This is a genomic window from Streptomyces sp. a15 (assembly GCF_059026085.1).
In genome coordinates, this window is record NZ_JBWLKM010000042.1 from 51,611 (window position 1) to 77,697 (window position 26,087).

Consider the following 26,087-nt stretch of genomic DNA (forward strand, 5'->3'; position numbering starts at 1 on the left):
TGCCCTCCGTTCGGTTGCCGGTCGTCGGTCCGTCACTGGAGCCGCGACTCCGGCTCCTCGTCCTCTTCGTCCGGCAGCTTCACGTCGCTCACGGCGATGTTGACCTCGACGACTTCGAGGCCGGTCATCCGCTCCACCGCCGCGATGACGTTCTCCCGCACCGCCTGGGCCACATCGGCGATCGCCACGCCGTACTCGACGACGATCTCCAGGTCGAGCGCGGTCTGCACCTCGCCGACCTCGACCTTGACCCCGCGCGTCACGGCCTTGGTCCCGCCGGGCACCCGGTCCCGTACGGCCCCGAAGGTACGGCTCAGCCCGCTGCCCATCGCATGCACGCCGAGGACGTCCCGGGCGGCCATCCCGGCGATCTTCTCCACAACTCCGTCGGCGATGGTGGTCCGCCCCCGGCCGGCCGGGTCCCCGCCGCCGCGCTTGACGGCCTTGCGGGTCTGCACCGGCGGCTCGGTCTCGCCCTCGGGGCTCCGTGTCCGGTTGCGCTCTGTCATGTCGCTCATCCCCGTACGTCCCTTCCGGTCGTCGCTCTTCGACCACGGTAAGCCGGGTTGCGCGATCGCGCGCCGTGGATGCGGCAGGCTGGAGTAATGACGGCGGATCGGTTCACACAGGCGGTACGACAGCGGCTGCGGCTCGGCAGGCTCCTGCCCTTGGGCGGCCCGCGCGACGGCGCGTGGATCTCCGAGGAGGCCGCGGAAGCGGTGCTCCTGCGCGCGGCGGAGGACCTGCCCGGAGTACGGCTGGGCCCGCTGCGGATCGGGCTCGCCGACCCGGCGGACGCGCACGAGCCGGCCGTACCACCGCCGCCGAGCGCTCTGCCGCCCGGTCCGCTGCGGGTGACGGCGGAGTTCGCGGCCGGGCTGTCCGAGCCGCTGCCGACGACGGCGGCCCAGCTGCGGGCGCTTCTGGCGGCCGCGGTGGACGGGCTCGGCCTGGCGGTGGCGGAGGTGGACCTGCGGGTGACGGACCTGCTGGACGAGGAGTCCGAGCCTGCTCCGGTACGGCGGTCCGACGCGGCGCGCCCCGCGGAGGCCGGCGGCGGTGACGAGGGTCGTGCGGCGGCCGCCGTCCTGACGGTCCCGGGCGTGGCCCGGCTGACGGACCTGCTGGGCCGGCCGGTGCATGTCGAGGAAGGGCAGGGCGAGAACGCGCTGCCGCGCCGCCATGTACGTGTCGAGCTGGCGGTACGCGCGGACCACCGGGCCCTGGACGTGGCCTTGGAGGTCCGCGCGAAGGTGGAGCAGGCGCTAGCGGATCATCCGACGGTGGCGGTGCTGGTGACCGCGGTCGGCTGAGCCGGCTGCAGCGGCTGACGGCTCATTCGCCGACGTCGGCCAGATCGCGCAGCCGGCGTGCCTGCGCGGCCCGTTCGGCGGCGCGCTGGGCCTCGTAGTCCCGGTCCTGGGCGCCGAGCAGCAGCGCCTTGGTCTCGATGACCGCGTCCCGGGGCGCGGCCAGCAGTGCCGCCGCCAGGTCGCGTACCGCGCCGTCGAGCTGGTCCACGGGCACGGCGACGTTCGCCAGCCCGGTGCTCACGGCCTCCTCGGCATGCACGAACCGCCCGGTCGCGCAGATCTCCAGCGCCCGGGCATAGCCGACCAGGCTCACGAGCGGGTGCGTACCGGTCAGGTCCGGCACCAGCCCCAGGCTGGTCTCGCGCATGGCGAACTGCACGTCGTCGGCGACGACGCGCAGGTCACAGGCGAGCGCGAGCTGGAAGCCCGCGCCGATGGCGTGGCCCTGGACGGCGGCGATGGACACGACGTCATTACGCCGCCACCAGGTGAAGCCCTCCTGGAACTCGGCGATGGCGCCGTCGAGTTCGGCGTCGCCACCGCGCGCGAGATCGATGAAGGACGGCTCGCCCTCGATCCCCTCGGGCGTGAACATCTGCCGGTCGAGCCCGGCGGAGAAGGACTTGCCCTCGCCGCGCAGCACGACCACGCGGACGGAGCCCGGCAGCTGCCTCCCGGCTTCGGCCAACGCCCGCCACAGAGCGGGACTTTGGGCGTTGCGCTTGGCCGGGTTGGTCAGCGTCACCGTGGCGAGCGCGTCGTCCACGGTGAGTCGTACGCCGTCCTTGTCGAGCAGGGGAACGAGTTCCTGGTCGGGCGAAGCCATGGGGCGCCTCCGATGAGTGCGGTCAGCAGAGCGATGTCGCTAGATGCTAAGTGACTGCACAGTAACCACCCGGCCGATCAGCCGACCGACCGGGTGGTCATCATCGAAGCCGATGATCCGCCGGGTTCAGGACGAGGCGGCCTTCTTGCCCCGCGTCGCCCCGCCACGCCCACGAAGCGTGACGCCCGACTCGCTGAGCATCCGGTGCACGAAGCCATACGAGCGGCCGGTTTCCTCGGCCAGCGCTCGAATGCTCGCACCGGAGTCGTACTTCTTCTTCAGGTCTGCCGCGAGCTTGTCGCGCGCGGCGCCGGTTACCCGGCTGCCCTTCTTCAGAGTCTCGGCCACCCGTGCCTCCTCATGGGAAGTGCGCTCTGGTCTCCTCATGATCACCCCTCCGGGCCGTCATGGCCACCCATTCGGCAAGGTCCGTAGGACATGGTTTTGACGACAGGAGCGTGTCCCCACAAGCGGAATCTGCAATTCCACGCGCTGGCGTTCGTACCGCCGAACGGGTTCTTTCGTGAAGTGCCAGGTCAGGGACGTGCGACGGCCGAGCCCTTGTCGATAAAGGGCTCGGCCGTGAAATCGATGTAGGACACACCTCGGTACGAGGAGATCTCACACAGATGATGGATCACCGATGGGCCGAATGATCCAGACGCAGTGGATCACGTCTTCGATCAAGCGTTCCCGACCGTCCCGGACCCGTCCCGGACCCGTCCCGGACCCGTCCCGGCCCGCGGGCGAGGGCTCAGGCGAGGGCGACGAGGTCCGCGTAGTCCGCGCCCCAGAGGTCCTCGACGCCGTCGGGCAGCAGGATGATCCGCTCCGGCTGGAGCGCCTCGACGGCGCCCTCGTCGTGGGTGACGAGGACGACGGCGCCCTTGTAGGTCTGCAGGGCGCCGAGGATCTCCTCGCGGCTGGCCGGGTCGAGGTTGTTCGTCGGCTCGTCCAGGAGGAGGACGTTCGCGGACGAGACGACCAGGGTCGCGAGCGCCAGGCGGGTCTTCTCACCGCCGGAGAGGACACCGGCCGGCTTGTCGACGTCGTCACCGGAGAACAGGAACGAGCCGAGCGTCTTGCGGACCTGCACCAGGTCCAGGTCGGGGGCGGCGGAGCGCATGTTCTCCAGGACCGTGCGCTCCGGGTCGAGGGTCTCGTGCTCCTGCGCGTAGTAGCCGAGCTTGAGGCCGTGACCCTCGATGATGTTTCCGGTGTCGGGCTTCTCGACACCGCCGAGCAGCTTCAGGAGGGTCGTCTTTCCGGCGCCGTTGAGGCCGAGGATGACGACGCGCGAGCCCTTGTCGATGGCCAGGTCGACGTCGGTGAAGATCTCCAGGGAGCCGTACGACTTCGACAGGCCCTCCGCCATGAGCGGGGTCTTGCCGCACGGGGAGGGCTCGGGGAAGCGCAGCTTGGCGACCTTGTCGGACTTCCGCTCGGCCTCCAGGCCGGCCAGCAGCTTGTCGGCGCGCCGGGCCATGTTCTGCGCGGCGACGGTCTTGGTGGCCTTGGCGCGCATCTTGTCGGCCTGGGAATGCAGCGTGGCGGCCTTCTTCTCGGCGTTCTGCCGCTCGCGCTTGCGGCGCTTCTCGTCGGCCTCGCGCTGCTGCTGGTAGAGCTTCCAGCCCATGTTGTAGACGTCGATCTGGGCTCGGTTGGCGTCCAGGTAGAAGACCTTGTTGACGACCGTCTCGACCAGGTCGACGTCGTGGGAGATCACGATGAAGCCGCCGCGGTAGGTCTTCAGGTAGTCGCGGAGCCAGACGATCGAGTCGGCGTCGAGGTGGTTCGTGGGCTCGTCGAGGAGAAGGGTGTCCGCGTCCGAGAAGAGGATGCGGGCCAGCTCGATACGGCGGCGCTGACCGCCGGAGAGCGTATGGAGGGGCTGGCCGAGCACGCGGTCGGGCAGGTTGAGCGCGGCGGCGATGGTGGCGGCCTCGGCCTCGGCGGAGTACCCGCCCTTGGTGAGGAACTCGGTCTCCTGGCGCTCGTACTGCCGCATCGCCTTCTCGCGCGTCGCGCCGCTGCCGTTGGCGATGCGCTGCTCGTTCTCGCGCATCTTGCGGATCAGGGTGTCCAGGCCGCGGGCGGACAGGATGCGGTCACCGGCGAGCTGGTCGAGGTCGCCGGTACGCGGATCCTGCGGGAGGTAGCCGACCTCGCCGGAGCGGGTGACGGTGCCCCCTGCGGGGATGCCCTGGCCGGCGAGGACCTTGGTGAGCGTGGTCTTGCCGGCGCCGTTGCGACCGACCAGGCCGATGCGGTCGCCCTTGGCGATGCGGAAGGTGGCGGACTCGATGAGGATGCGGGAACCGGCGCGCAGCTCGATACCGGAGGCGGAGATCACGGACAGACTCCAGGGCGGATGGGGTGACGGGAAGGGGCGGCTGAGGACGTTCCCGCCGTCTAATGCGCGAGGAGAATGGCCATGGGGCCAGTCTAACGGGGCCGTGCAACCACTTTTTCTGCGTTCGGGTGTTCGAGCCGGCCGAGAGGGCCGGAGGGGGCCGGGGAAGGCACGGCGACTTCGGCGGCGGACGCTGCTCACCGGGCGTTGTCAGTGGTCGCTGCCAGACTGGACACCAGGTGAAATTCCCGGCGGAAATGACAGCGGGATCACACGGGATCACACGGGATCACAAAGGAGTGATCGGCATGGCGGGAACGAACGGCGGGCGGCCCAGCATCTACCCGACGCTGCTGTACGCGGACGCCAAGACGGCGATCCGGCAGCTCACGGAGGCCTTGGGCTTCACGGAGCTGTCGGTGTACGAGGGCGAGGACGGCTCGGTGCTGCACGCCGAGCTGGTGCAGGGCAACGGCGGGGTGATGATCGGCTCCAAGGGCCGCGGCGGGGTGTTCGACACCGCCATGAAGGGCGCGGGCCCCTGCGGGGTGTACGTCGTGGTGGACGACGTCGACGCCCACCACCGGCGGGCCGTGGACCACGGCGCGGAGATCCTGATGCCCCCGACGGACCAGGACTACGGCTCGCGCGACTACATGGCCCGGGACGCCGAGGGCATTATCTGGAGTTTCGGTACGTACGCCCCGGAGATAGAGGCGTGATGGCAGACAGGGGGCAGACGAAGGGCTGACCGTCCCGCGTCAGCTTCCCCCGGTGTGCACCTGGAAGGCCGCCCGGCGGACCGCCTTGGCCAGGGCCGGGTCGGGATGCGCGGCGGCGAGCGCGACCAGGACCTGCACGGTGCGGGGGTGACCGACGGCACGCACCTCGTCGAGCAGCATGGGGACGGTCGGCTGCACCGCGGACTCCAGGTGACGCACGAGCATCGGGGCCTCGCCGTGGTCGGCGACGGCGGCGGCGGTGTCCACCCACAGCCAGGTCGCCTCCTCCCGGGTGAGGACTTCGTGGGCGTCCTCCGGGTCGATGCCGTCGTGCTCGGCCAGCCACAGCAGGGCGTACGGCCGCAGCGTGGGCTCGTCGGCCACGGAGCGCACGTCGGGCTCGGCGGGGGCGCCGACGACGCGCAGCGCCTCGAAGGCGAGGCCGCGCAGCAGGGCGTCCTCGCCGCGGGCGGCGCCGAGCAGCTCGGTGACGGCGCTGCCGACGGTGCGGGCGGCGAGCCAGGCGCGGTACTCGGCGCGGGCCGCGTTCGGACGCAGCTGGGCGCAGCCGCGGAGCATGTCCTCGGCCGCCTGCTCGATGTTCCCGGCGGGGCTCTGCGCGGCGACGCAGATCTGCTCCAGCTTGACCCAGACCGCCCAGCTGCCGAGCGGGGTGAGCGTGGCCTGCCCGTCGCCGTAGGTGAGGGCACCGACGGAGGCGAGGGCGCGCAGCGCCCAGTCGAGGAGGGGGGAGATCGGGGCATCGGCGGGCTCCGGCTGGGCCGGGGGCGACAGTGCCGGTACCGGCTGCGGGCCGTAGGGGATCTCGCAGCGCTCGGTGCGCAGTTCGGTGACCCGCTGCTGGAGGAGGTCGAGGAGCTGGTCCACGGGGACAGGGCCGGCGGACAGCTGGAGGAAGGAGAGCACCTGGGGCATCGCCGAGACGACCTCGGCGACGGCGGCCGGCTCGTGGTCGGTGGGTTCCGGGAAGGCGAGCGACCAGGCGTCGAAGAGGGCGACCCAGCCGCGCAGCACCGCGCTGTCGTCACGGTCCCAGGCACGCAGCCGCCAGCCGGGGCGGGCGCTGCCGCCGTGCACCTCGACGAGACCGGCGAGCCGGGCGGTGTCCCAGTCGGCGCGGACCTGAGTCACGGTCAGGCCCAGGTGCAGGGCAGCCCGTTCGGCGGTCTCGTCGGCGAGCGTGCCCTTGTTGTCGGGGTTCGCACCGTCCCGGCCGGGGCGCAGCGCGGCGTCCGCCCAGTGGGCGACGCGGGCCGCGGGGGCCAGGCCGGAGCGCGCCATTCTGGCCAGCTCCGCGGGGGCCGGTGTGCCTTCCGGCGGGCGGGGTGCGGGGCGGCGCAGGCGCCGCTGGTTCACAGCTGTGGGGGCGGCGGCCAGGGGTCGCGGGCGGACGAGTCGAAGCCTGGAGTCGCGCGGGATACGGGACGTCACGGGTGCAGTCTTCCGGTTGACGGTCCGAAAACCCAAACGGAATGGCACGGCGGGCGACGGGGAGGGCCGACACCGGGCCCTCGCGGGCGGCCGGAGGCCGAGATCAGGCCACTGGTACGGCGTTAAACGGAACCTGTGCGACCGGGCGGGACGGGGATGGTGCGGACGGATGGAACGGAGGCGTCGTGTCCCGTCGAAGAGGGGCGGCAGGGGGGCGTCGTGTCACATCAAGGGCGTCAGGAAGCGACGCATGGTCTCTTCGTAGGCCTTGGGGTCGGCGTTCCACATGGCTGCGTGGGGCGCGTGGCGGACCGTGTGGAGGGCGACCCGGCCGGAGTGGGTCGCGGCGAGGCGGCGGGAGTGTTCCCAGGGGGCCACCGTGTCGTCCGGGCCGTGGAAGATCAGGGTCGGCGGCAGGTCGCGCCGCTCGGGCGCCGCGGCGGCGTCGCGGCGGTCGCCGTACAGGCCGGTGCGGCCCTGCGCGGCGCGTACCGCGAGCGGGAGGAGGGCGCCGGGTGTGCGGCGGGCCGAGGCGAGAGCCCGCAGGGTCGCCTCCCAGCTGAGCACCGGGGAGTCCAGGACGAGCCCCGAGATCCGCTTGCGCAGCCCCGAGTGCGCGGCGGCGCGCAGCGCCATCGCGGCGCCGGTGGACCAGCCGTGCAGGACGATCTGCCGGGCGCCGTGGCTCACGGCGTAGCGGATGGCCGCGTCCAGGTCGCGCCACTCGGTCTCGCCGAGGTGGTTGAGCCCGTCCGGCGAGCGGGGGGCGCCGGGGTCGCCGCGGTAGGCGAGGGCGAGCACCGGGAAGCGGTGACGGTGCAGGAACGCCATCGTGTTCATGGAGTGTTCGCGGGTGGTGCCGAGGCCGTGCACCGCGATCACCCAGGTGCCGCGTGTGCCGGGCACGAACCAGGCGGGCAGCGTGCCGAGTTCGCCGGGGACGTCGACGTCGGCGTGGTCCAGGTCCAGGGCCGAACCGGGGTCGCCGGCGTATACGTTCGGGGTGAGCCAGACCTTGTCGCCGGGCTTCAGGGTGCCGTGCGAGACGCGTTCCAGGCGGCGTACGACGGTGTCGGCGGAGTGGGACTCCATGCCGAGGACGGGGCCGACGACCGCGTGCGAGCCGTTGCCGCCGAGGCCGTACGTGCCAGGGCGCAGGGCGGCCAGGTCGCGGGTGAGGGCGATACGGCCGGCCGCTGTCGCGTGCACGGTGAGCCGGGGTTCGGTCGGCAGCGGGCGGCCCGGGGGCGCCTTGAGCGCGGCGTCGCTGGCGAGCCGGCCGGCGGCGATTCCGGCGGCGCCGGCAACCAGGGCTGCGGTGACGGCGGCGGCCGTTGCGGTGACAGTGCGCACCCGTCCAGTGTCGTGGCGTACCTCGCCGACGGCCAGTGGGAGAGCGGCTCGGAGTGGCCCTTCCGGTGGGGCGGGCCGGGGAGGCGGGCGGCGTGCGGCGTGGCGGGGCGGGGCGGGCGCGCGACCGGGCGCGCGGCGCGGCGGGCCAGGTGACCAGGCGTACGACGTGCGGCGTGCGGCGTGCGGCGTACGACGTGCGGCGTGCGGCGTGCGGCGGCTCAGCCCCGCTGGCCGTACCCCCGCAGCTGCTCCCCCACCTCCGCCATCTGGGCCTCGGACAGCAGGGCCGGCGACAGCCCCGGCACCGCGGACGCCGTCAGCCACAGGCGGCACATCCATTCCAGCTGGGCCGTGCGGTCGTAGGCCTGGTCCAGGGTGGTGCCGTAGGTGAGGGTGCCGTGGTTCTGGAGGAGGCAGGCGGAGCGGTCGGCGAGGGCGTGGAGCATGTTCTCGGCCAACTCGTCGGTGCCGTATGTGGCATAGGGGGCAACCCGGACGGCTCCGCCGAGCGCGGCTGCCATGTAGTGGATCGCCGGGAGCTCGGGGACGAGCGTCGAGACGGCCGTGGCGTGCACGGCGTGGGTGTGGACGACGGCGCCGGCGTCGGTGGCACGGTAGACGGCGAGATGCATGGGCAGTTCGCTGGTGGGGACGAGGGTGCCCAGGACCCGCCGGCCGTCGAGGTCGACGCCGGTGACGTCGTCCGGCGCGAGCCGGTCGTAGGGGACGCCCGACGGCGTGACCAGGACGGTGTCCTCGACGCGGACCGAGACGTTGCCGGAGGTGCCGACGACCAGTCCGTCGGACACCGTCCGGCGGGCCGTCGCGACGAGCGCCTCCCAGGCGTGCGCCTCCTCGGGGCGCACACTCCTCCCCCGCGGCTCCCGCACATCCTGTGCGCCCTCCCGAACGCCCCGCACGCCTCCCGGATCACGTTGCTCCTCAGCCATGCGGCGATCCTGCCAGGCACGGCGCCGATCCGCTGCCGAGCGTGGGCACTTTAGGCCGGAACCCGCGCCTCCGAAAGGGCACATATGGGCATGCACAGGCTTCTTCGATCACTTGGCCGGAGATCGGCGAGCATCCGATGATCTTCCACTACTCTCTGGGGGATTTGTCGTGCACGTCGCCATTCCGGGGGGACATATGGCCCGTGATCGCAATCCGTCTCGCCGCCGCGCCCGCGCCTTAGCGGTGTCCGTGGCGGCACTCACCGTCGGGGGAATCGCCCTCGCCGAGACGCCCGCCTCGGCAGCCAGCCTGCCGAAGGGGCACGACGTCTCGTCCCATCAGAAGAACGTCGACTGGCAGAAGGCCAGGACGAAGAGCGCCACGTTCGTCTACGTCAAGGCGACCGAGTCCACCACCTACCGCAACCCGTACTTCAGCCAGCAGTACAACGGCGCACGCAACGCGGGCATCATCCGCGGTGCGTACCACTTCGCGCTGCCGAACAAGTCGTCCGGCAAGGCACAGGCGGCACACTTCGTGCGCAACGGCGGCAGCTGGACCGCGGACGGCTGGACGCTGCCGCCCGCGCTCGACATCGAATACAACCCGTACGACAAGAAGCACAAGTGCTACGGCCTGACCAAGGCGAAGATGGTCAACTGGATCAAGTCGTTCAGCGGCGAGGTGAAGCGGCTCACCGGCCGCCGTCCGGTGATCTACACGACCGCCCACTGGTGGAACACGTGCACCGGCAGCAGCCGCGCCTTCGGCTCCAACCACGCGCTTTGGGTCGCTCGCTACGACTCGGCGAACCCGGGAGCGCTGCCGGCCGGCTGGTCGTTCTGGACGATCTGGCAGTACGACAACAGCGGCGGCCTGCCAGGTGATCAGAATCTCTTCAACGGGTCCCTGACCCAGCTGAGGAAGTTCGCCAGAGGCAGTTGACCGTGCGGCGCCTGGGCCGCACGGAGCGGACGGGGTGCGGCGGTGCGAGAACCGTCAACTCCGGACACCGTGCGGCCTGCCCCAGTTCATCTTCCGTTCATTCAGGTTGCCTACGTTCGTACGGCCAATGACCTCGAACGATTGCCTGGGTAAATGGAAAACTTCTCGCTGATCCTCGCGATTGTGGTGGTAACCGCACTCGCGTTCGATTTCACGAACGGTTTCCACGACACCGCCAACGCGATGGCCACCACCATCTCGACCGGTGCGCTCAAGCCCAAGGTCGCGGTGGCCATGTCCGCCGTGCTGAACCTTGTAGGCGCCTTCCTCTCCGTGGAGGTCGCCAACACGATCTCCAAAGGTCTCGTCGACGAGACCGGCATCCGTCCCGAGGTCATCTTCGCGGCCCTGGTCGGCGCGATCCTCTGGAACCTGCTGACCTGGCTGGTCGGGCTCCCCTCCAGCTCCTCGCACGCCCTCATGGGCGGCCTCATCGGCGCCACCGTCGCCTCGGCGGGAGTCGGCGCGGTGCACGGTGACGCCCTGGTCACCAAGGTCCTGATCCCGGCGATCGCGGCTCCGCTCGTGGCGGGCCTGGCGGCGATGTTCGCCACGCGCCTGTCCTACTCCCTCGGCAAGAAGGCCGACGGCAAGGCCGCCGCGAAGGGCTACCGCACCGGCCAGATCGCCTCCGCCGGCCTGGTCTCCCTGGCCCACGGCACCAACGACGCGCAGAAGACCATGGGCATCATCACCCTCGCCCTGGTCGCCGGCGGCGCCGTCGCCCCCGACTCCGACCCGCCCATGTGGGTCATCCTCTCCGCGGGCCTCGCCATCGCGCTCGGCACCTACCTCGGCGGCTGGCGCATCATCCGCACCATGGGCAAGGGCCTGACCGACCTCCAGCCGCAGCAGGGCTTCGCCGCCCAGACCAGCGCGGCCACGGTCATCCTGGCCTCCTCCCACCTCGGTTTCTCCCTCTCCACCACGCACTCCGTCTCCGGCGCGGTGATGGGCGCGGGCCTCGGCCGCAAGGGCGGGGTCGTCCGCTGGTCGACGGCGACCCGGATGTTCGTCGCCTGGGGTCTCACGCTCCCCGCCGCCGCCCTGGTGGGCGCGCTCGCGGAGTACGTGACCAGCTTCGGCACCTGGGGCACGGCCGTCGTCGCGGTCTTCCTCGTCGGCTCCAGCGCCGCGATCTGGAAGGTCTCCCGCCGCGAGGTCGTCGACCACACGAACGTCTGCGACACCGAGGAGCCGGCCGGCGTGGTCACCACGGCCATCGCCGCCGTGACGCCACCGCCCGCGGGCACGGTGACCGAGGACCTCACGGCCACGATCCCGGCCCCGGCGGGCGAGCCCGCCCCGTCGACCGCCACCACGGTCTGAGTCCCGCACACCCGGCTGAGAAGGAAGCATCACCATGAAGATCGACTGGGCGGCCCTGGGCTCCGTCTTCGGCGTCAGCCTCGTGGTCACCGTGGCCCTCGTGGCCCTGTTCACCCTCGGCATCATGGGCCTTTCCCGCCAGGAACGGGCCACGACACAGGGCAGCTCCGCCGCCCTCGCAGTCACCGGGGCGTACGCGTGCTTCGCGGCGTGTGCGGCTGCTGTGGGGTACGGGATCTATCTGATCGTGGCCTGAGCCGGCGCGGTCTGACGTACGGCTCGCAACGCACCGGGCGGGGCGGGGACGTTGTTCCCCGCCCCGCCCGGTCGGCGTTTCCGGGCCGCTACGGGCACGGCGAGTCCTTCACCGCTCCGGCGTGGTCGAGGATGAGCCTCTCCTGCGCGGTGTACGGGGTCCAGCGACGGCACAGGGTCTTGTGCCAGGCCTCGGGGTTCAGGGGGATGGTCAGCTCGGAGTTGCCGTGGCGGTAGGTGACATGGTCGGCTGCCATGCGGATGCCGTCCGGCACGTCACTGAAAGGGAACGTGACGTAGGGCTCGCGGTCCCCAGGTCGCCACAAGGACAGGCCGCCGTCAATGCTGGCCAGGAGGAGAGTTCCGTCGTCGGCCAGCGTCACCGCGGCCAGGTGGTCGTCCGTCTCGACGGCCGGTCCCACGCGCTCGCCGGTCTCCACGTCCCATCGCTGGATGGTTCTGGCGTCCAGCGGGGTAGCGACCGTCCGGCCCCGCGGATCGAATGCCAGACTTCTCGAATACCCCCCTGTGTCCGCCACCGTGATGCCGGTTTCTCTGCGTGCCTGCCCGGTCTCGGTGTTCCAGAGGACCAGTTCGCCGCTGCTGTGACCGACCGCCACCTCGTCACGGGGTCCGGGACGGACGGCGAGCCCACGGCACAGTTGGCCCAGCTCGCCGCAGGGATCTTCGTCCAGTACCGTGTCCACGCCCGACGCGACGTCGTACCGGACCAGGCCACGGTCCCCCAGGACGGCCGCCTCGCTGCCCTGGAGGGGAACGACCGCGACGGTGCCCGGAAAGGGCCGCACCCGCAGGTCCTGCGGGCTGTCCGGATCTACAACGGCGACCTTGTCATGGGCCCAGACGACCAAGTGGTCGCCGTCCGCGGTGAAGAACCCCTGGGTCTCCCCTTTGAATTCCTCGAGCGTCACCGGCTTCGCTCGGCTTTCCTCGCCCCGCCGGGCCACGACCAGTGCCACAGTCGTCGTGTCGTTGCTGCCGGCGTTCTGGATGTGCGCGCGGTACTCGCCTCCCGGGCTTCTCGTGTACGAGGAGCCTTCCCCGCTCTCGAAACCAGGCTCGGGGTCCGGCAGCGGCATGCTGCGCTCCTCCCGCGTCCTCAGCACCAGCAGATCCGACCCGGAGGCCACCAGGATGCGCGGGGTGGCCCCGGCCTTCTCCCCCGGGAGGACACCGACGGGCTGCTCCTCGCCGGTCGCGCGCCAGGCGAAGCCGGGCACGCGGTACCGGCTGCCGGTCTCCACGTCGACCACCTCGTACGGGCTCACCTCGGTGCCGTTCCTCACCTGCGCATAGCGACCGGTGAGGTCCGGACCGCCCGGCTCGACGGCCAGGAACTGCCGTGCTGCGGCGCCGCGGGAGCCCGTCAGCCGGATCAGCTCATGCCACCCGTGCCCCCGGTCCACGACGACCCCGGCGCCCCGGTGGGAGAGCCATTCGGCGTCCGCGACCGTGTCCTGGTGCCCGCCGCTCACCAGGTTCTGCACCCGTGCTTCCCCGCCGCCCTCGTACTGACTGAGATAGACCACGTCCCGGCCCTCCGCGACCAGCGCGGCGTCGCTCGCCTCCCGACCGCTCGGCAGCCCCTGCTGCGACGCCTTCCGAGGCTTTCCTGTGCGGCTCTGCCAGACCTGGACGTGGGAGCTGCGCGCCGCCCCTCGCCCGGCGAGATGGTCAGCGACGAGGCGCAGCAGCAGCCGACCGCTGTCCGAGAAGTCGAGCGCCGCCGTGTGGCCCATGCGCCCGGTCCCCAGTACAGGCTGGTGACTGGTCCACAGGTGTCGGTGGGCGCGCACGTCGTAACAGTGGACCGACCCGTCGGCGGACACGATGGCCAGCAACCCGCCGTCATCGCTGAGCTCGGCGCGTTCGGGAGCTCCTCTGCCGGTCAGATCCGGCACCTGCCACCAGCTCGCCCGCCCGTCGGCGAGGCCTGTCCACACCCGGGCGTGCGCGACGCCGTCCTGGCTGACGGAGGCGGTCACGACCGTGGAGCCGTCCGGCGTGACGTCGATGCTCCGGATGGGCTCGGATCCTTGCCCTGCATGCCCGGAGATCACCGACATGCCACCGAGGTAGGCCTGAAGCAGCGCCTGCCGAGCCTCCTTGCCGGGATGGTTGTGCCACGCGGCCACGGACAGCCGCGCGGCCATGCCCGGATCGGTCGCCGCCAGCCGGACAGCCTCCTCCGTCAGCTGCCGGGACGCGATGGTCCGCACACGTTCCTCCAGGGCCAGTCCCCCGCGCCATGTCTCCATCGCCAGATAGCCCGCGACCAGCGCCAGCACGACCACCACGGCTGTCGCCAGCCGCCACCGCCGCAGGCCCCGTTGCTGATGACGGCGGCTGAGCTGCACATACTCGCGCTCCGCCGGTGTGATGTCCGCGCGGCCGTCGGGATCTTCCAGTCGCTCCAGTGACGTGGCCAGCATCGTCCCGCGCAGCAGGGCGCCCGGCTCGCCTCCCGTTTCCTTCCAGTGCGCCAGCGCCTGCAACAGCCGTTCCTGCCAGGCCCGGAAGTCGCGGGAATCGTCCAGCCACTTCCTCAGGAGGCCCCAGGCACGGACCAGTTCCTCGTGGGCGAGGTCGACGATGGGGTCGTCGTCGGGGCCGTGGGTGATGCGGATGAACCGGGTTCGGGTCGCCAGGGCCTCGGCGGCTGCCCGGAGTTCGGGCGGCAAAGGCGCGAGGCGTACCGGCTTGCGGGTGAAGCCGCCCGCGTCGTCGGGGCGGGCGAGTTGGGTGAACAGGCGGCGGACCGGGGCCTCGCCGTGCGCGGCGAAGACCTCACCGACCCGCTCCTCCGCGTGGGCGGACAGGGCGCCGGCGACCCCGCCCAGGGCCTCGTAGCCGGAGTGGGTGAGACGGATGCCCTTCTCGTGCGCCCAGAGTTCCGTGAGGGCGAACTCCACCAGAGGCAGATGGCCCGGTTCGTCCTCGGCGTCGTCGACGATGCGTTCGGCCAGCCCGGTGTCGAGGGTGAGGCCGGGGACGCGGGCCGCGGGGCCCTCGACGGCATGCAGCAGGCTCGATCGGCCCAGGGGCGCCACCACTTGGGCACAGTCGCTCAGGACGCGGGCGGTGGCGGGGTCGGCGAGGTCGTCCAGGCAGGACGAGCGCAGGGTGGCCAGGACGCGCAGCCGCCGTCCTTCGGCAGGAACCGAGACCATACCGACCATCAGGGCCAGCAGGGCGCGGGCGGTGGCCGGTTCGGCGGCGACGGTCTCCTCCAGTTGGTTGAGGAAGAAGACGTGGCCGCGCGGGCCGCAGTGGTCGAGCAGACGTCGTCCGAGTTCGGCGGGGGTCATGCCGTCGGCGGAGTCCAGCAGATCGGCCAGGACGAGCGCGGCGCGCTCGTGCTCGACGACGGCCAGAGCGGTGCCGGGCGCGGCGGACGCTGCGGGCGCGGGGTCCGCCGACGCGGAGCCAGGACCGGGCGGTGGCCCCGAAACGGACGCAGACGCCAAGCCCTGCTCGGGACGAGGGCCCGGTACCGCCCAAGGCCCAGAAGCAGAACCAGGCGCAGCAGATGCGTCCCCGCCCGGCCCCGCGCAAGCCTCTCCGCCCGGCCCCGCGGATGCGGCTGCCCCCGTCTCCAGCACCCCCACCACCGCCCGAGCCACCGTCAGCGACGCCCGGGCACCCGGCAGGGGGCGGATCTCGGAGACGGTGAACCCCTCGGCCCTCAGGCGGGGCAGGACCCCCGCCCGTACCAGGGAGGTCTTCCCGCTGCCGGACGGGCCGACGACCGGCACCACCAGGTGCCGCTCGACCGCGTCGAGGAGCCGGCGGGTCTCCTCCTCGCGGCCGAAGAAGTACTCGGCGTCCTCCTCGCGGAAGGCATCGAGTCCTCTGTAGGGGCAGCGACGCGCCCCGGGTTGGAGCTCCAGGATGGCGGCGGCCGGGATCAGATAAGACGTCACGGCCGAGGCACCGCGGTCGGTCGCGACCGTCATGCCGACGACCGCACCCAGGTCCTCGTCCCAGACCGGGGCTCCGCTGCATCCGGGGCCGATGCGGTGGGCCGGGCCGTCCGTCTCCATCGAGATCCAGCCCTGGCCTACCGCACCGAGCAGCCGTCCACCGATCCAAGCGCCGTGTTCGGCGCTGGCGGGGAAGCCGAGGAGGCGGAAACGGTGGTGCCAGACGTCGCCGGCGTCCGCGAGGGGGACCGCGCCGGCGGGCGCGCCTTCCGGCAGCCGGAGCAGTGCGATGTCACCGGTGCCGTCGTCGGCCACCGGCCGCCAGGCCGACACCGACGCCTCGTACCTCACCGCCCCCGGCAGCAGGGCGAACTCCACGGTCACCGGTGAGGCAGGCGCCGTCGACGACCTCGCGTCGGTTCCCAACGCGTCGGCGACGACGTGGGCGCAGGTGGCCACCGTGCCGGGCGCCAGCAGGAACCCGGTCCCGACGGGCCGCCCGTCGCCGCCGCACACCCGTAACACCGTCGTGCCGAGATCTTCCAGGAAACGCGCCGGTTCTCCCCATGCACCCACTTCGTCAATACTCATAAATGTTCATGAATTTCCTTATATCTGGTAGCACTTCGTACGAGGTATTGGAGGTGCCGCGGCCTCCCGCCGCAACCGGCTTCACGGAACGCCACTCATCACAGGGAAATTCGCGCGGAGTCGGTCCGCGGGGCCCCGGCGGAGTGCTAGCCGGTGTGACCCGTGTGGGGTTCTGCACACTCCGCTCCCGCAGGTCAACAGCAAGTTGACGGCCCTTCCAACCCCGTGGTGGACTGCCGGAGCCATGTACGGCGGTAGGAGAGGAAGCCGGTGTGAGTCCGGCGCGGTCCCGCCACTGTCACCGGGGTAGGAAGCCCCGGGAGCCAGGAACTCTCACCGCCGATCTCGTCGAACCAGGGCGTGGACACCCTGAGTGAGGACATATCGCCATGCGCGGCTGCCGTTTGAGGTTCAACACCAGCGTCCTGTCTGTGACAGCGGTCGGCTGAGTCCATGCGTGCCGATCGCGTTTTCGCGTACGGCGCCGCCGCCGGCCTTCTCGGCGACCTCCTGCTCGGCGATCCGCGCCGTGGGCATCCGGTCGCGGTGTTCGGGCGGGCCGCGGGTGCCGTGGAACGGGTGTTGTGGCGGGACCACCGGGGGTGGGGTGCGCTGCACGCTGTGGTGTGTGCCGGTGGCGCCGTCGCGCTGGGCGCGGTGGCGTCGCGAGTCGTGCGTCCGTCCCCTGCCGCTTCCGTCGCGCTGACCGGCGTGGCCACCTGGGCCGTCGTCGGGGGGACTTCGCTGGCGCGGGAGGCTCGGGTCATCGGGCGGGCGCTGGAGGCCGGGGACGTCGACGCCGCGCGGGCTCGGCTGCCGCATCTGTGCGGGCGGGATCCGCAGGCCCTCGACGCCGACGGGATCGCCCGGGCCGTGGTCGAGTCCGTTGCCGAGAACACGTCCGACGCGGTGGTGGGGGCGCTGGTGTGGGGGGCCGTGGCCGGGGTGCCCGGGCTGCTCGGGTTCCGGGCCGTCAACACCCTCGACGCCATGGTGGGGCACAAGTCGCCCAGGTATCGGCGGTACGGGTGGGCTTCCGCCCGGCTCGACGATCTCGCGGGGTGGCCGGGGGCGCGGCTGACCGCCGTACTGGCCGCGGTGGCCGGGCCGGATCCGCGGGGCGCCGTGCGCGCCTGGCGGGCCGATGCCGCGAAGCATCCGAGTCCCAACGCCGGGCCCGTGGAGGCGTCGTTCGCGGGGGCGCTGGGAGTGCGGCTGGGCGGGACGTTGTCGTACGGGGGGCGGGTCGAGCACCGGCCCGTACTCAACACACAGGGGCGCGCGGTCGCCACACCCGACGTCGAACGGGCCGTACGACTCTCGCAGCGCGTCGGCCTGCTCGCGCTCGGCGTCAGTGTCGCCGCACGGCTCGTTGCAAAGGGGCGTACGTCATGACCGGTGGGGGTCTCCTGGTCGCCGGTACCACCTCCGACGCGGGCAAGAGTGTCGTCACCGCCGGGATCTGTCGGTGGCTGGTGCGGCAAGGGGTCAAGGTGGCGCCCTTCAAGGCGCAGAACATGTCCCTCAATTCGTTCGTGACGCGCGAGGGCGCCGAGATCGGGCGGGCTCAGGCCATGCAGGCCCAGGCCTGTCGGGTCGAGCCGACCGCGCTCATGAATCCCGTGCTGCTGAAGCCGGGCGGTGAGCAGAGCAGTCAGGTCGTGCTGCTCGGGAAGCCGGTCGGTGAGCTCAGTGCGCGGGGGTATCACGGGGGGCGGCAGCAGCAGCTTCTGGGGACCGTTCTCGACTGTCTCGCCGAGTTGCGGGGCACGTATGACGCGGTGATCTGCGAGGGGGCCGGCAGCCCCGCCGAGATCAATCTTCGGCGGACCGACATCGTCAACATGGGGATCGCCCGGAATGCCGGGCTGCCCGTGCTCGTCGTCGGTGACATCGATCGTGGGGGTGTCTTCGCCTCCTTCTTCGGGACCGTCGCGCTGCTGTCGCCCGAGGATCAGGCGCTCGTCGCCGGGTTCCTCGTCAACAAGTTCCGGGGGGACGTGTCCCTGCTGGAGCCCGGGCTCGACATGCTGCACTCGCTCACCGGGCGGCGCACGTACGGCGTCCTGCCGTTCCGGCACGGGCTCGGGATCGACGAGGAGGACGGGCTGCGGGTCTCGCTGCGGGGGACGGTCAGGGAGTCGGTCGTCGCCCCGCCCGTCGGGGAGGACGTGCTGCGGGTCGCCGTCTGTGCGATCCCGCTCATGTCCAACTTCACGGACGTGGACGCGCTGGCCGCCGAGCCGGGTGTCGTCGTGCGGTTCGTGGACCGGCCGGAGGAGTTGGCCGACGCCGATCTCATCGTCATTCCGGGGACCCGGGGGACCGTCCGGGCCCTGGAGTGGCTGCGGGAGCGGGGACTGGCCGAGGCGATCATGAGGAGGGCCACTCAAGGGCGGCCGATCCTCGGCATCTGCGGTGGCTTCCAGATCCTCGGCGAGCACATCGAGGACGAGGTCGAGAGCCGGCGCGGGCACGTCGAAGGGCTGGGGATCCTTCCCGTCCGGGTGCGGTTCGCCCGCGAGAAGACCCTCACCCGGCCCGTCGGCGAGGCCCTCGGCGAGCAGGTCGAGGGGTACGAGATTCATCACGGGATCGCCGAGATCGAGGGCGGTGACCCGTTCCTCGACGGCTGCCGGGTCGGGGACACCTGGGGCACCCACTGGCACGGCTCGCTGGAGTCGGACGGGTTCCGGCGGGCCTTCCTGCGCGAGGTGGCGGCCGCCGCGGGCCGCCGTTTCGTGCCGGCCGCCGACACCTCGTTCGCCGCGCTGCGCGAGGAGCAGCTCGACCGGCTCGGCGACCTGATCGAACAGCACGCGGACACGGACGCGCTGTGGCGGCTCATCGAGTCCGGCGCGCCGCAAGGACTGCCATTCATTCCACCGGGAGCGCCCGCATGAGCACAGTGTTGTTGTTGTCGACCGCCGACACGGATCTGCTGGCGGCCCGGGCCGCTTCCGATGCCTCGTACCGGATCGGCAATCCGACCCGGGTGGACGTCGCGGAGGAACTGCCGGGGCTCGTCGAGGGCTCGGACATCGCCGTCGTACGGCTGCTCGGCGGCAAGCGGGCCTGGGAGGACGGGCTCGCGGCTCTCAAGGCCTCGGGGATCCCCACCGTCCTGCTCGGCGGAGAGACCGTGCCCGACGCGGAGCTCATGGCCGAGTCGTCGGTGCCTGCCGGTGTGGTGGCCGAGGCGCTGCGGTATCTCGTCGAGGGCGGGCCCGCCAACCTCACCGAGCTCGCGCGGTTCCTCTCGGACACCGTGCTGCTGACGGGTGAGGGGTTCGTCGAGCCGCAGAAGATGCCGGAGTACGGCGTCCATGGGGAGCGCGCCTTCGTCGAGGGCCGCCCCAGCATCGGCGTGCTCTTCTACCGCGCCCACCAGCTCAGCGGCAACACAGCCTTCGTGGACACGCTGTGCGACGCGATCGAGGCGAAGGGCGCCAACGCCCTCCCCGTCTACTGCGGTTCGCTGCGCGGTGCCGACTCCGGGCTGTACGAGCTCCTCGGGAAGGCCGATGCCCTCGTCGCCACCGTCCTCGCCGCGGGCGGTACGCACGCCTCGCAGGCGTCGGCCGGCGGCGACGAGGAGGCCTGGGACATCGGGGCGCTCGCCGACCTCGACATCCCCGTGCTGCAGGGTCTTTGCCTGACCTCCTCGAAGAGCGCCTGGGAGGCGTCCGACGCCGCCCTCTCCCCCATGGACGCGGCGATGCAGGTGGCGATCCCCGAGTTCGACGGGCGCCTGATCACGGTCCCCTTCTCCTTCAAGGAGCAGGGCCCGGACGACGTTCCCGTGTACGTCGCCGACCCCGAGCGGGCCGCGCGGGTCGCCGGAATCGCCGTACGCCACGCCGTGTTGAAGCACAAGCCGAACCGGGACAAGAAGCTCGCGCTCGTCTTCACCGCCTATCCGACCAAGCACTCGCGGGTCGGCAACGCCGTGGGGCTGGACACGCCCGCTTCGGCGATCCGCGTCCTGGACGCGCTCCGGGACGCCGGGTACGCAGTGGAGGGACACCCCGACAACGGCGACGAGTTGATCCACCGGCTGATCAACGCCGGTGGCCACGACGTCGAATGGCTCACCGAGGAGCAGCTCGCCGCCGCGCCCGCGCGGGTGCCGCTGGCCGACTACCGGGCGTGGTTCGACACGCTCGACCCCAAGCTGCGGGACGGGATGCTGGAGGCGTGGGGCGAGCCGCCGGGCAGCCTGTACGTCGACGGGGACGACATCGTGCTCGCCTCGCTCCAGTTCGGGAACGTCGTCGTGATGATCCAGCCGCCGCGCGGCTTCGGCGAGAACCCGATCGCGATCTACCACGACCCGGACATGCCGCCCTCGCACCACTACATGGCGGCGTACCGGTGGCTGGAGAACTCGTTCGGCGCGGACGCGATCGTGCACATGGGCAAGCACGGCACGATGGAGTGGCTGCCGGGCAAGGGCCTCGGGCTCAGCGGGGGCTGCGCGCCGGACGCCGTCCTCGGCGAGCTGCCGCTCATCTACCCGTTCATCGTCAACGACCCCGGCGAGGGCACCCAGGCCAAGCGCCGCGGGCACGCCACCGTCGTCGACCACCTCGTACCGCCCATGGCGCGCGCCGACACGTACGGCGACCTGGCCAAACTGGAGCAGCTGCTCGACGAGTACGCGCTCGTCTCCGACCTGGACCCGACGAAGGCGCCGGCCGTGCGCGCGCAGATCTGGACGCTGGTCAAGGCGGCCGAGCTGCATCACGACCTGCACGTCGACGACCAGCCGGACGACGACGCGTTCGACGAGTTCGTCATGCACATCGACGGCTATCTGTGCGAGATCAAGGACGTGCAGATCCGGGACGGGCTGCACATCCTCGGCGGCGGCCCGGTCGGCGAGCCGCGGGTGAACCTGGTGCTCGCCGTGCTGCGTGCCTCGCAGGTGTGGGGCGGGCAGGCGAACGCGCTGCCGGGGCTGCGGGCCTGCCTCGCGACTCATTTCGGGCTCACCGAGAAGGAGTTGCTGGCCGAGCCCGGGGCGCCGGTCAAGGTCCCGGTGGAGCTGACGGATCTCGTCGAGGGCCCGTCCCGCTCGGCCGCCGACGCCATCGATCTGCTGGAGCAGCTGTGCCGACGGTTCGCCGAGGGCATGGAGGCACGCGGGTGGGCCGTGGCCGAGAGCGCACCTCTCGTACGGGAGGTCATCGGCACCGAACTGCCCGACGCCGTCGCCGTGTTGGAGTTCGCCTGCAACGAGGTCGTGCCGCGGCTGGCGAAGACAACCGACGAGATCGGGCACATCCTCAAGGCGCTGGACGGCGGTTACGTCCCGGCGGGTCCGTCCGGTTCGCCGACGCGCGGCCTGGTCAACGTCCTGCCGACCGGCCGCAACTTCTACTCCGTCGACCCCAAGGCCATTCCGTCCAGGCTGAGTTGGGAGGTCGGGCAGGCTCTCGCGGACTCGCTCGTGCAGCGGTACCTCCAGGACACCGGCGCGTACCCGAAGTCCGTCGGCCTGACGGTGTGGGGTACGTCCGCGATGCGCACCCAGGGCGACGACATCGCCGAGATCCTGGCGCTGCTGGGATGCCGGCCGGTGTGGGACGACGCCTCGCGCCGGGTGACCGGGTTCGAGGTCGTGCCGCTGAGCGAGCTGGGGCGGCCTCGCATCGACGTCACGGTCCGGATCTCCGGGTTCTTCCGGGACGCGTTCCCGCACGTCGTCGGGCTGATCGACGACGCCGTGCGCGCGGTGGCCGAGCTGGACGAGCCGGCCGAGGGGAACTTCGTCAAGGCGCACGCCGACGAGGACACCGCCGAGCACGGCGACCGGCGGCGCGCCACGGCCCGTATCTTCGGCTCCAAGCCGGGCGCGTACGGGGCGGGGTTGCTGCCGCTCATCGACGCGCGCAACTGGCGCTCGGACGCCGACCTGGCCGAGGTCTACGCGGTGTGGGGCGGCTACGCCTACGGGCGGGGGCTCGGCGGGCGGGCGGCGCGCGGGGACATGGAGACTGCGTTCAAGCGGATCGCGGTGGCGGCGAAGAACGTCGACACCCGCGAGCACGACCTCGTCGACGCCGACGACTACTTCCAGTACCACGGCGGCATGGTCGCCATGGTCCGGCACCTGACGGGCGCCTCCCCGGAGGCGTACGTCGGTGACTCGGCCACACCGGACCAGGTGAAGACACGCACGCTGGGCGAGGAGACGCACCGCGTGTTCCGTGCCCGGGTGGTCAACCCGCGCTGGATGGCGGCCATGCGCCGGCACGGCTACAAGGGCGCCTTCGAGATGGCGGCGACCGTCGACTACCTCTTCGGGTACGACGCCACGGCCGGGGTCGTGGACGACTGGATGTACGAGAAGCTCAGCGCGGAGTACGTCTTCGACCAGGAGAACCGGGACTTCATGAAGAAGTCCAACCCCTGGGCACTGCGCGGCATCACGGAACGGCTCCTGGAGGCCGCCGACCGCGGGCTGTGGGCCGAGCCGGACGCCGAGACGATCGAGCGGCTGCGGGCCACCTACCTGGAGCTCGAAGGCGACTTGGAGGGTGACGACAAGTGAGTACCCCGTTCCCGTTCACGGCCCTCGTCGGCCAGGACGACCTGCGCCTCGCGCTGCTGCTGAACGCCGTGTCCCCGGCGGTCGGCGGTGTGCTGGTGCGCGGCGAGAAGGGCACGGCCAAGTCGACGGCGGTGCGGGCTCTCTCGGCGCTGCTGCCGGAGGTGTCCGTCGTCTCCGGCTGCCGTTTCTCGTGCGACCCCGTCAAGCCGGACGCACAGTGTCCGGACGGCCCGCACGATCCGGGGGCGGGGGTCGGACGGCCCGCGCGGATGGTCGAGTTGCCGGTCGGCGCCTCCGAGGACCGGCTGGTGGGCGCGCTGGACATCGAGCGGGCGCTCTCGGAGGGCGTGAAGGCCTTCGAGCCCGGGCTGCTCGCCGACGCGCACCGCGGGATCCTCTACGTCGACGAGGTCAACCTGCTCCACGACCACCTCGTCGACCTGCTCCTCGACGCGGCGGCGATGGGCGCCTCGTACGTCGAACGCGAGGGTGTCTCCGTACGGCACGCGTCGAAGTTCCTGCTGGTCGGGACCATGAACCCCGAAGAGGGCGAGCTGCGGCCGCAGTTGCTGGACCGGTTCGGGCTGACCGTCGAGGTCGCGGCCTCGCGGGAGCCCGACCAGCGGGTGGAGGTCGTACGGCGGAGGCTCGCGTACGACGACGATCCCGCCGGCTTCGCTGCCCGGTGGGCGGACGAGGAGAGCGCCGTACGGGCGCGGATCGTGGCGGCGCGCAAGCTGCTGCCGTCGGTGCTGCTGGGCGACGGGGCGCTGCGGCAGATCGCGGCGACCTGTGCCGCCTTCGAGGTGGACGGTATGCGGGCCGACATCGTGATGGCGCGGACGGCGACCGCGCTGGCGGCGTGGGCCGGGCGGACCGAGGTGCTGGCGGAGGACGTCCGGCAGGCCGCGCTGCTCGCGCTGCCGCACCGCAGGCGCCGTAATCCCTTTGACGCCCCGGGACTTGACGAGGACAAGCTCGACGAGACCCTTGAGGAGTTCGGGGGCGGGTCCGAGGAGGACCCCGATCCGGATCCGGACGGGCCCGGTGGGGATGGCGGACAGCCGCCGTCGGAGGACGGTCCCCAGGGAGACGACTCCGGTGCGCGGCCCGAGGCCGGGGAGGACGGCGGCGAGCCGCAGGCTTCCGGTGGCGGCTCGGGCGAGCAGCAGCCGGCGCGGGCCTCGGAGCCCTTCCGTACCAAGGTGCTGAGCGTGCCCGGTCTCGGTGAGGGTGCCGCGGGGCGGCGTTCGCGGGCGCGGACGGAGCACGGGCGGACGACGGGTGCCCGGCGGCCTCGCGGGTCGCTGACCAAGCTGCACCTGGCGGCGACCGTGCAGGCGGCCGCTCCGCATCAGCGGGCGCGGGGGCGGTCGGGGCGCGGTCTCGTCGTACGCCGTGACGATCTGCGGCAGGCGACGCGGGAGGGGCGCGAGGGGAATCTCGTGCTCTTCGTGGTCGACGCGTCCGGGTCCATGGCCGCCCGGCAGCGGATGAGTGCGGTGAAGGGTGCCGTGCTGTCGCTGCTCCTCGATGCCTATCAGCGGCGGGACAAGGTGGGGCTGGTGACCTTCCGGGGGTCGGCCGCCGAGGTCGCGCTGCCCCCGACCTCGTCCGTGGACGCGGCGGCGGTGCGGCTGGAGTCGCTGCCCACCGGTGGGCGGACGCCGCTCGCGGCGGGCCTGCTGCGGGCGCACGAGGTGCTGCGTGTGGAGCGGCTGCGGGATCCGGCGCGGCGGGCGCTGGTCGTCGTCGTGACGGACGGGCGGGCCACGGGTGGGCCGGAGCCGGTCGCCCTCGCCGGGCGGGCGGCCCGGCTGTTCGCGGCCGACGGGGTCGCCTCCGTGGTCGTGGACTGCGAGTCGGGGCCCGTACGGCTGGGTCTTGCCGGGCAGCTCGCGGGTGAGCTGGGCGGTACGGCGGTGACGCTCGACGAGCTGCGGGCGGACTCGATCGCCGGGCTGGTCAGGGACGTTCAGGGGACTTCGAGGAGGGCCGCGTAATGCCGCAGGGACAGCCGAGTGTCGTGCCGGAGGACGGTCTGACGACCCGTCAGCGTCGTAATCGGCCTCTTGTCGTCGTGCACACAGGGATCGGGAAGGGCAAGTCCACGGCCGCGTTCGGGCTCGCTCTGCGGGCCTGGAACCAGGGGTGGCCCATCGGGGTGTTCCAGTTCGTCAAGTCGGCGAAGTGGAAGGTCGGCGAGGAGAACGCGCTGCGGGTGCTGGGCGCCAGCGGTGAAGGCGGGTCCGTCGACTGGCACAAGATGGGCGAGGGGTGGTCCTGGGTTCAGCGGGACATCCAGGGTGACAACTCGACCAACGAGGAGAAGGCCCGGGAGGGCTGGGAGCAGGTCAAGCGGGATCTGGCGGCCGAGACCTACAAGCTGTACGTGCTCGATGAGTTCGCCTACCCCATGCACTGGGGGTGGATTGATGTCGATGAGGTCGTCTCCGTGCTGCGGGACCGGCCCGGCACCCAGCATGTCGTGATCACCGGGCGCAACGCTCCCGAGAAGCTCGTCGAGTTCGCCGACCTGGTGACCGACATGTCCAAGATCAAGCACCCGATGGACGCCGGGCAGAAGGGGCAGAGGGGCATCGAGTGGTGACTTCCTCCGTCCCCCGGCTGGTCATCGCCGCGCCCTCCTCGGGCAGCGGCAAGACCACCGTCGCCACGGGGCTGATGGCCGCGTTCGCCGCGCGGGGGCTTGCCGTGTCCCCGCACAAGGTCGGGCCGGACTACATCGACCCCGGGTATCACGCGCTCGCCACCGGGCGGGTGGGGCGGAATCTCGACGCGTATCTGTGCGGGCCGGAGTTGGTCGGGCCGTTGTTCCTGCATGGGGCGCGCGGGTGTGACATCGCCGTCGTCGAGGGTGTGATGGGGCTGTACGACGGGGCCGCCGGGGAGGGTGAGCTCGCGTCCACCGCTCATGTGGCGAAGTTGCTGCGGGCGCCGGTGGTCCTGGTCGTCGACGCCTCGTCGCAGTCCCGGTCGGTGGCGGCGTTGGTGCACGGGTTCGCGTCGTGGGATCCGGAGGTTCGGGTCGGGGGCGTGATTCTCAACAAGGTCGGGTCGGATCGGCACGAGGCGTTGTTGCGGGAGGCGTTGGAGTCGGCGGGGGTGCCGGTGCTGGGCGTGTTGCGGCGGGTGGGTCAGGTGTCGACGCCGTCGCGGCATTTGGGGTTGGTGCCGGTTGCCGAGCGGCGTGCTCAGGCCGTGGAGGCTGTTGCGGCGATGGCCGCTCAGGTTGACGCCGGGTGTGATCTGGAGGCGTTGGTCGGGCTGGCGCGGAGTGCGGGTGTGGTGGCGGGTGCGGCTTGGGATGCGGGTGAGGTCCTGGCTTCTTCGCCCCCTCCGCCCCTTCCCGTCCCGTCCCTGGGGGCTGCGCCCCCAGACCCCCGCTTTCGGCCCGAAGGGCCTCGTCCTCAAAC

At 71.9% G+C, this 26,087-nt stretch carries 19 protein-coding genes and 1 riboswitch; of the genes, 11 read left to right on the forward strand and 8 right to left on the reverse strand.

Annotation, left to right across the window (positions count from 1 at the left end; translation table 11 throughout):
* Window positions 1–32: 32 nt before the first annotated feature.
* A complete protein-coding gene (locus AC5P09_RS32440) occupies window positions 33–518 on the reverse strand; it encodes an Asp23/Gls24 family envelope stress response protein (RefSeq protein WP_266441883.1) in 486 nt (161 codons plus the stop codon).
* A gap of 87 nt (window positions 519–605) precedes the next feature.
* Here AC5P09_RS32440 and AC5P09_RS32445 point away from each other — a divergent pair, with 87 nt between their 5' ends.
* Window positions 606–1,313 carry a nucleopolyhedrovirus P10 family protein gene (locus tag AC5P09_RS32445; protein WP_493877295.1) on the forward strand — a complete coding sequence of 236 codons (708 nt, stop codon included), beginning with the start codon at window positions 606–608 and terminating at the stop codon, window positions 1,311–1,313.
* A gap of 22 nt (window positions 1,314–1,335) precedes the next feature.
* Here AC5P09_RS32445 and AC5P09_RS32450 read toward each other — a convergent pair whose 3' ends face one another.
* The 3 genes from AC5P09_RS32450 to AC5P09_RS32460 form a co-directional block, all read right to left on the reverse strand.
* Window positions 1,336–2,139 (reverse strand): enoyl-CoA hydratase/isomerase family protein, encoded by an 804-nt coding sequence (locus tag AC5P09_RS32450; protein WP_493877296.1) that lies wholly within the window; start codon window positions 2,137–2,139, stop codon window positions 1,336–1,338.
* 126 nt (window positions 2,140–2,265) lie between these two features.
* The gene (locus tag AC5P09_RS32455; RefSeq protein ID WP_004002281.1) at window positions 2,266–2,487 is read right to left on the reverse strand and encodes a helix-turn-helix domain-containing protein; all 222 of its coding nucleotides are present in this window, start codon (window positions 2,485–2,487) and stop codon (window positions 2,266–2,268) included.
* A 406-nt stretch (window positions 2,488–2,893) separates the two neighbouring features.
* Complete coding sequence (locus AC5P09_RS32460; protein WP_493877297.1) at window positions 2,894–4,492, reverse strand: ABC-F family ATP-binding cassette domain-containing protein; 1,599 nt, start codon at window positions 4,490–4,492, stop codon at window positions 2,894–2,896.
* A gap of 308 nt (window positions 4,493–4,800) precedes the next feature.
* Here AC5P09_RS32460 and AC5P09_RS32465 point away from each other — a divergent pair, with 308 nt between their 5' ends.
* Window positions 4,801–5,214, forward strand: coding sequence for a VOC family protein (locus tag AC5P09_RS32465; protein WP_493877298.1), 414 nt, complete (start codon window positions 4,801–4,803; stop codon window positions 5,212–5,214).
* A 39-nt stretch (window positions 5,215–5,253) separates the two neighbouring features.
* Here the strand turns inward: AC5P09_RS32465 and AC5P09_RS32470 are convergent, their stop codons facing one another.
* From AC5P09_RS32470 to AC5P09_RS32480, 3 genes are all read right to left on the reverse strand, one after another.
* Window positions 5,254–6,666 (reverse strand): hypothetical protein, encoded by a 1,413-nt coding sequence (locus AC5P09_RS32470; protein ID WP_493877299.1) that lies wholly within the window; start codon window positions 6,664–6,666, stop codon window positions 5,254–5,256.
* 222 nt (window positions 6,667–6,888) lie between these two features.
* Window positions 6,889–8,019, reverse strand: coding sequence for an alpha/beta hydrolase (locus AC5P09_RS32475; RefSeq protein ID WP_493877300.1), 1,131 nt, complete (start codon window positions 8,017–8,019; stop codon window positions 6,889–6,891).
* A 218-nt stretch (window positions 8,020–8,237) separates the two neighbouring features.
* The gene (locus AC5P09_RS32480) at window positions 8,238–8,969 is read right to left on the reverse strand and encodes a class II aldolase/adducin family protein (RefSeq protein WP_493877301.1); all 732 of its coding nucleotides are present in this window, start codon (window positions 8,967–8,969) and stop codon (window positions 8,238–8,240) included.
* A gap of 196 nt (window positions 8,970–9,165) precedes the next feature.
* Here AC5P09_RS32480 and AC5P09_RS32485 point away from each other — a divergent pair, with 196 nt between their 5' ends.
* The 3 genes from AC5P09_RS32485 to AC5P09_RS32495 all read left to right on the forward strand — a co-directional run bounded on the left by AC5P09_RS32485 (window position 9,166) and on the right by AC5P09_RS32495 (window position 11,560).
* Window positions 9,166–9,915 (forward strand): lysozyme, encoded by a 750-nt coding sequence (locus AC5P09_RS32485; protein WP_493877302.1) that lies wholly within the window; start codon window positions 9,166–9,168, stop codon window positions 9,913–9,915.
* Window positions 9,916–10,068: 153 nt separating this feature from the next.
* The gene (locus AC5P09_RS32490) at window positions 10,069–11,304 is read left to right on the forward strand and encodes an inorganic phosphate transporter (protein WP_493877303.1); all 1,236 of its coding nucleotides are present in this window, start codon (window positions 10,069–10,071) and stop codon (window positions 11,302–11,304) included.
* A gap of 34 nt (window positions 11,305–11,338) precedes the next feature.
* Window positions 11,339–11,560 carry a hypothetical protein gene (locus AC5P09_RS32495; RefSeq protein WP_493877304.1) on the forward strand — a complete coding sequence of 74 codons (222 nt, stop codon included), beginning with the start codon at window positions 11,339–11,341 and terminating at the stop codon, window positions 11,558–11,560.
* 88 nt (window positions 11,561–11,648) lie between these two features.
* Here the strand turns inward: AC5P09_RS32495 and AC5P09_RS32500 are convergent, their stop codons facing one another.
* Entirely contained in the window at window positions 11,649–16,094 is a 4,446-nt protein-coding gene (locus tag AC5P09_RS32500) for an nSTAND1 domain-containing NTPase (protein WP_493877305.1), read from the reverse strand.
* Between the two features lie 212 nt (window positions 16,095–16,306).
* Window positions 16,307–16,446: riboswitch (cobalamin riboswitch) on the forward strand.
* 101 nt (window positions 16,447–16,547) lie between these two features.
* Between AC5P09_RS32500 and AC5P09_RS32505 the strand changes: the two genes are divergently transcribed.
* From AC5P09_RS32505 to AC5P09_RS32530, 6 genes are all read left to right on the forward strand, one after another.
* Window positions 16,548–17,489, forward strand: a complete 942-nt coding sequence (locus AC5P09_RS32505; protein WP_493877306.1) for a cobalamin biosynthesis protein — start codon at window positions 16,548–16,550, stop codon at window positions 17,487–17,489.
* Window positions 17,486–18,997 (forward strand): cobyric acid synthase, encoded by a 1,512-nt coding sequence (locus AC5P09_RS32510; RefSeq protein ID WP_493877307.1) that lies wholly within the window; start codon window positions 17,486–17,488, stop codon window positions 18,995–18,997. Before AC5P09_RS32505 ends, AC5P09_RS32510 begins: the two co-directional genes overlap by 4 nt.
* On the forward strand, window positions 18,994–22,650 hold the full coding sequence (gene cobN / locus AC5P09_RS32515) for a cobaltochelatase subunit CobN (protein WP_493877308.1): 3,657 nt from the start codon (window positions 18,994–18,996) through the stop codon (window positions 22,648–22,650). Before AC5P09_RS32510 ends, cobN begins: the two co-directional genes overlap by 4 nt.
* Window positions 22,647–24,653, forward strand: a complete 2,007-nt coding sequence (locus tag AC5P09_RS32520) for a putative cobaltochelatase (RefSeq protein WP_493877309.1) — start codon at window positions 22,647–22,649, stop codon at window positions 24,651–24,653. The genes cobN and AC5P09_RS32520 overlap by 4 nt, the downstream gene beginning before the upstream one ends.
* A complete protein-coding gene (gene cobO / locus AC5P09_RS32525; protein WP_493877310.1) occupies window positions 24,653–25,261 on the forward strand; it encodes a cob(I)yrinic acid a,c-diamide adenosyltransferase in 609 nt (202 codons plus the stop codon). The genes AC5P09_RS32520 and cobO overlap by 1 nt, the downstream gene beginning before the upstream one ends.
* A partial coding sequence (locus AC5P09_RS32530) for a cobyrinic acid a,c-diamide synthase CobB (RefSeq protein WP_493877311.1) occupies window positions 25,258–26,087 on the forward strand: 830 nt, incomplete at its 3' end. The genes cobO and AC5P09_RS32530, both read left to right, overlap by 4 nt.

Bases quoted from the DNA above. Each gene is read 5' to 3' on its own strand.
- AC5P09_RS32440 (WP_266441883.1), bottom strand. From the start codon at position 518: ATGAGCGACATGACAGAGCGCAACCGGACACGGAGCCCCGAGGGCGAG.
- AC5P09_RS32445 (WP_493877295.1), top strand. From the start codon at position 606: ATGACGGCGGATCGGTTCACACAGGCGGTACGACAGCGGCTGCGGCTC.
- AC5P09_RS32450 (WP_493877296.1), bottom strand. From the start codon at position 2,139: ATGGCTTCGCCCGACCAGGAACTCGTTCCCCTGCTCGACAAGGACGGC.
- AC5P09_RS32465 (WP_493877298.1), top strand. From the start codon at position 4,801: ATGGCGGGAACGAACGGCGGGCGGCCCAGCATCTACCCGACGCTGCTG.
- AC5P09_RS32480 (WP_493877301.1), bottom strand. From the start codon at position 8,969: ATGGCTGAGGAGCAACGTGATCCGGGAGGCGTGCGGGGCGTTCGGGAG.
- AC5P09_RS32485 (WP_493877302.1), top strand. From the start codon at position 9,166: ATGGCCCGTGATCGCAATCCGTCTCGCCGCCGCGCCCGCGCCTTAGCG.
- AC5P09_RS32490 (WP_493877303.1), top strand. From the start codon at position 10,069: ATGGAAAACTTCTCGCTGATCCTCGCGATTGTGGTGGTAACCGCACTC.
- AC5P09_RS32495 (WP_493877304.1), top strand. From the start codon at position 11,339: ATGAAGATCGACTGGGCGGCCCTGGGCTCCGTCTTCGGCGTCAGCCTC.
- AC5P09_RS32500 (WP_493877305.1), bottom strand. From the start codon at position 16,094: ATGAGTATTGACGAAGTGGGTGCATGGGGAGAACCGGCGCGTTTCCTG.
- AC5P09_RS32505 (WP_493877306.1), top strand. From the start codon at position 16,548: ATGCGTGCCGATCGCGTTTTCGCGTACGGCGCCGCCGCCGGCCTTCTC.
- AC5P09_RS32510 (WP_493877307.1), top strand. From the start codon at position 17,486: ATGACCGGTGGGGGTCTCCTGGTCGCCGGTACCACCTCCGACGCGGGC.
- cobN (WP_493877308.1), top strand. From the start codon at position 18,994: ATGAGCACAGTGTTGTTGTTGTCGACCGCCGACACGGATCTGCTGGCG.
- cobO (WP_493877310.1), top strand. From the start codon at position 24,653: ATGCCGCAGGGACAGCCGAGTGTCGTGCCGGAGGACGGTCTGACGACC.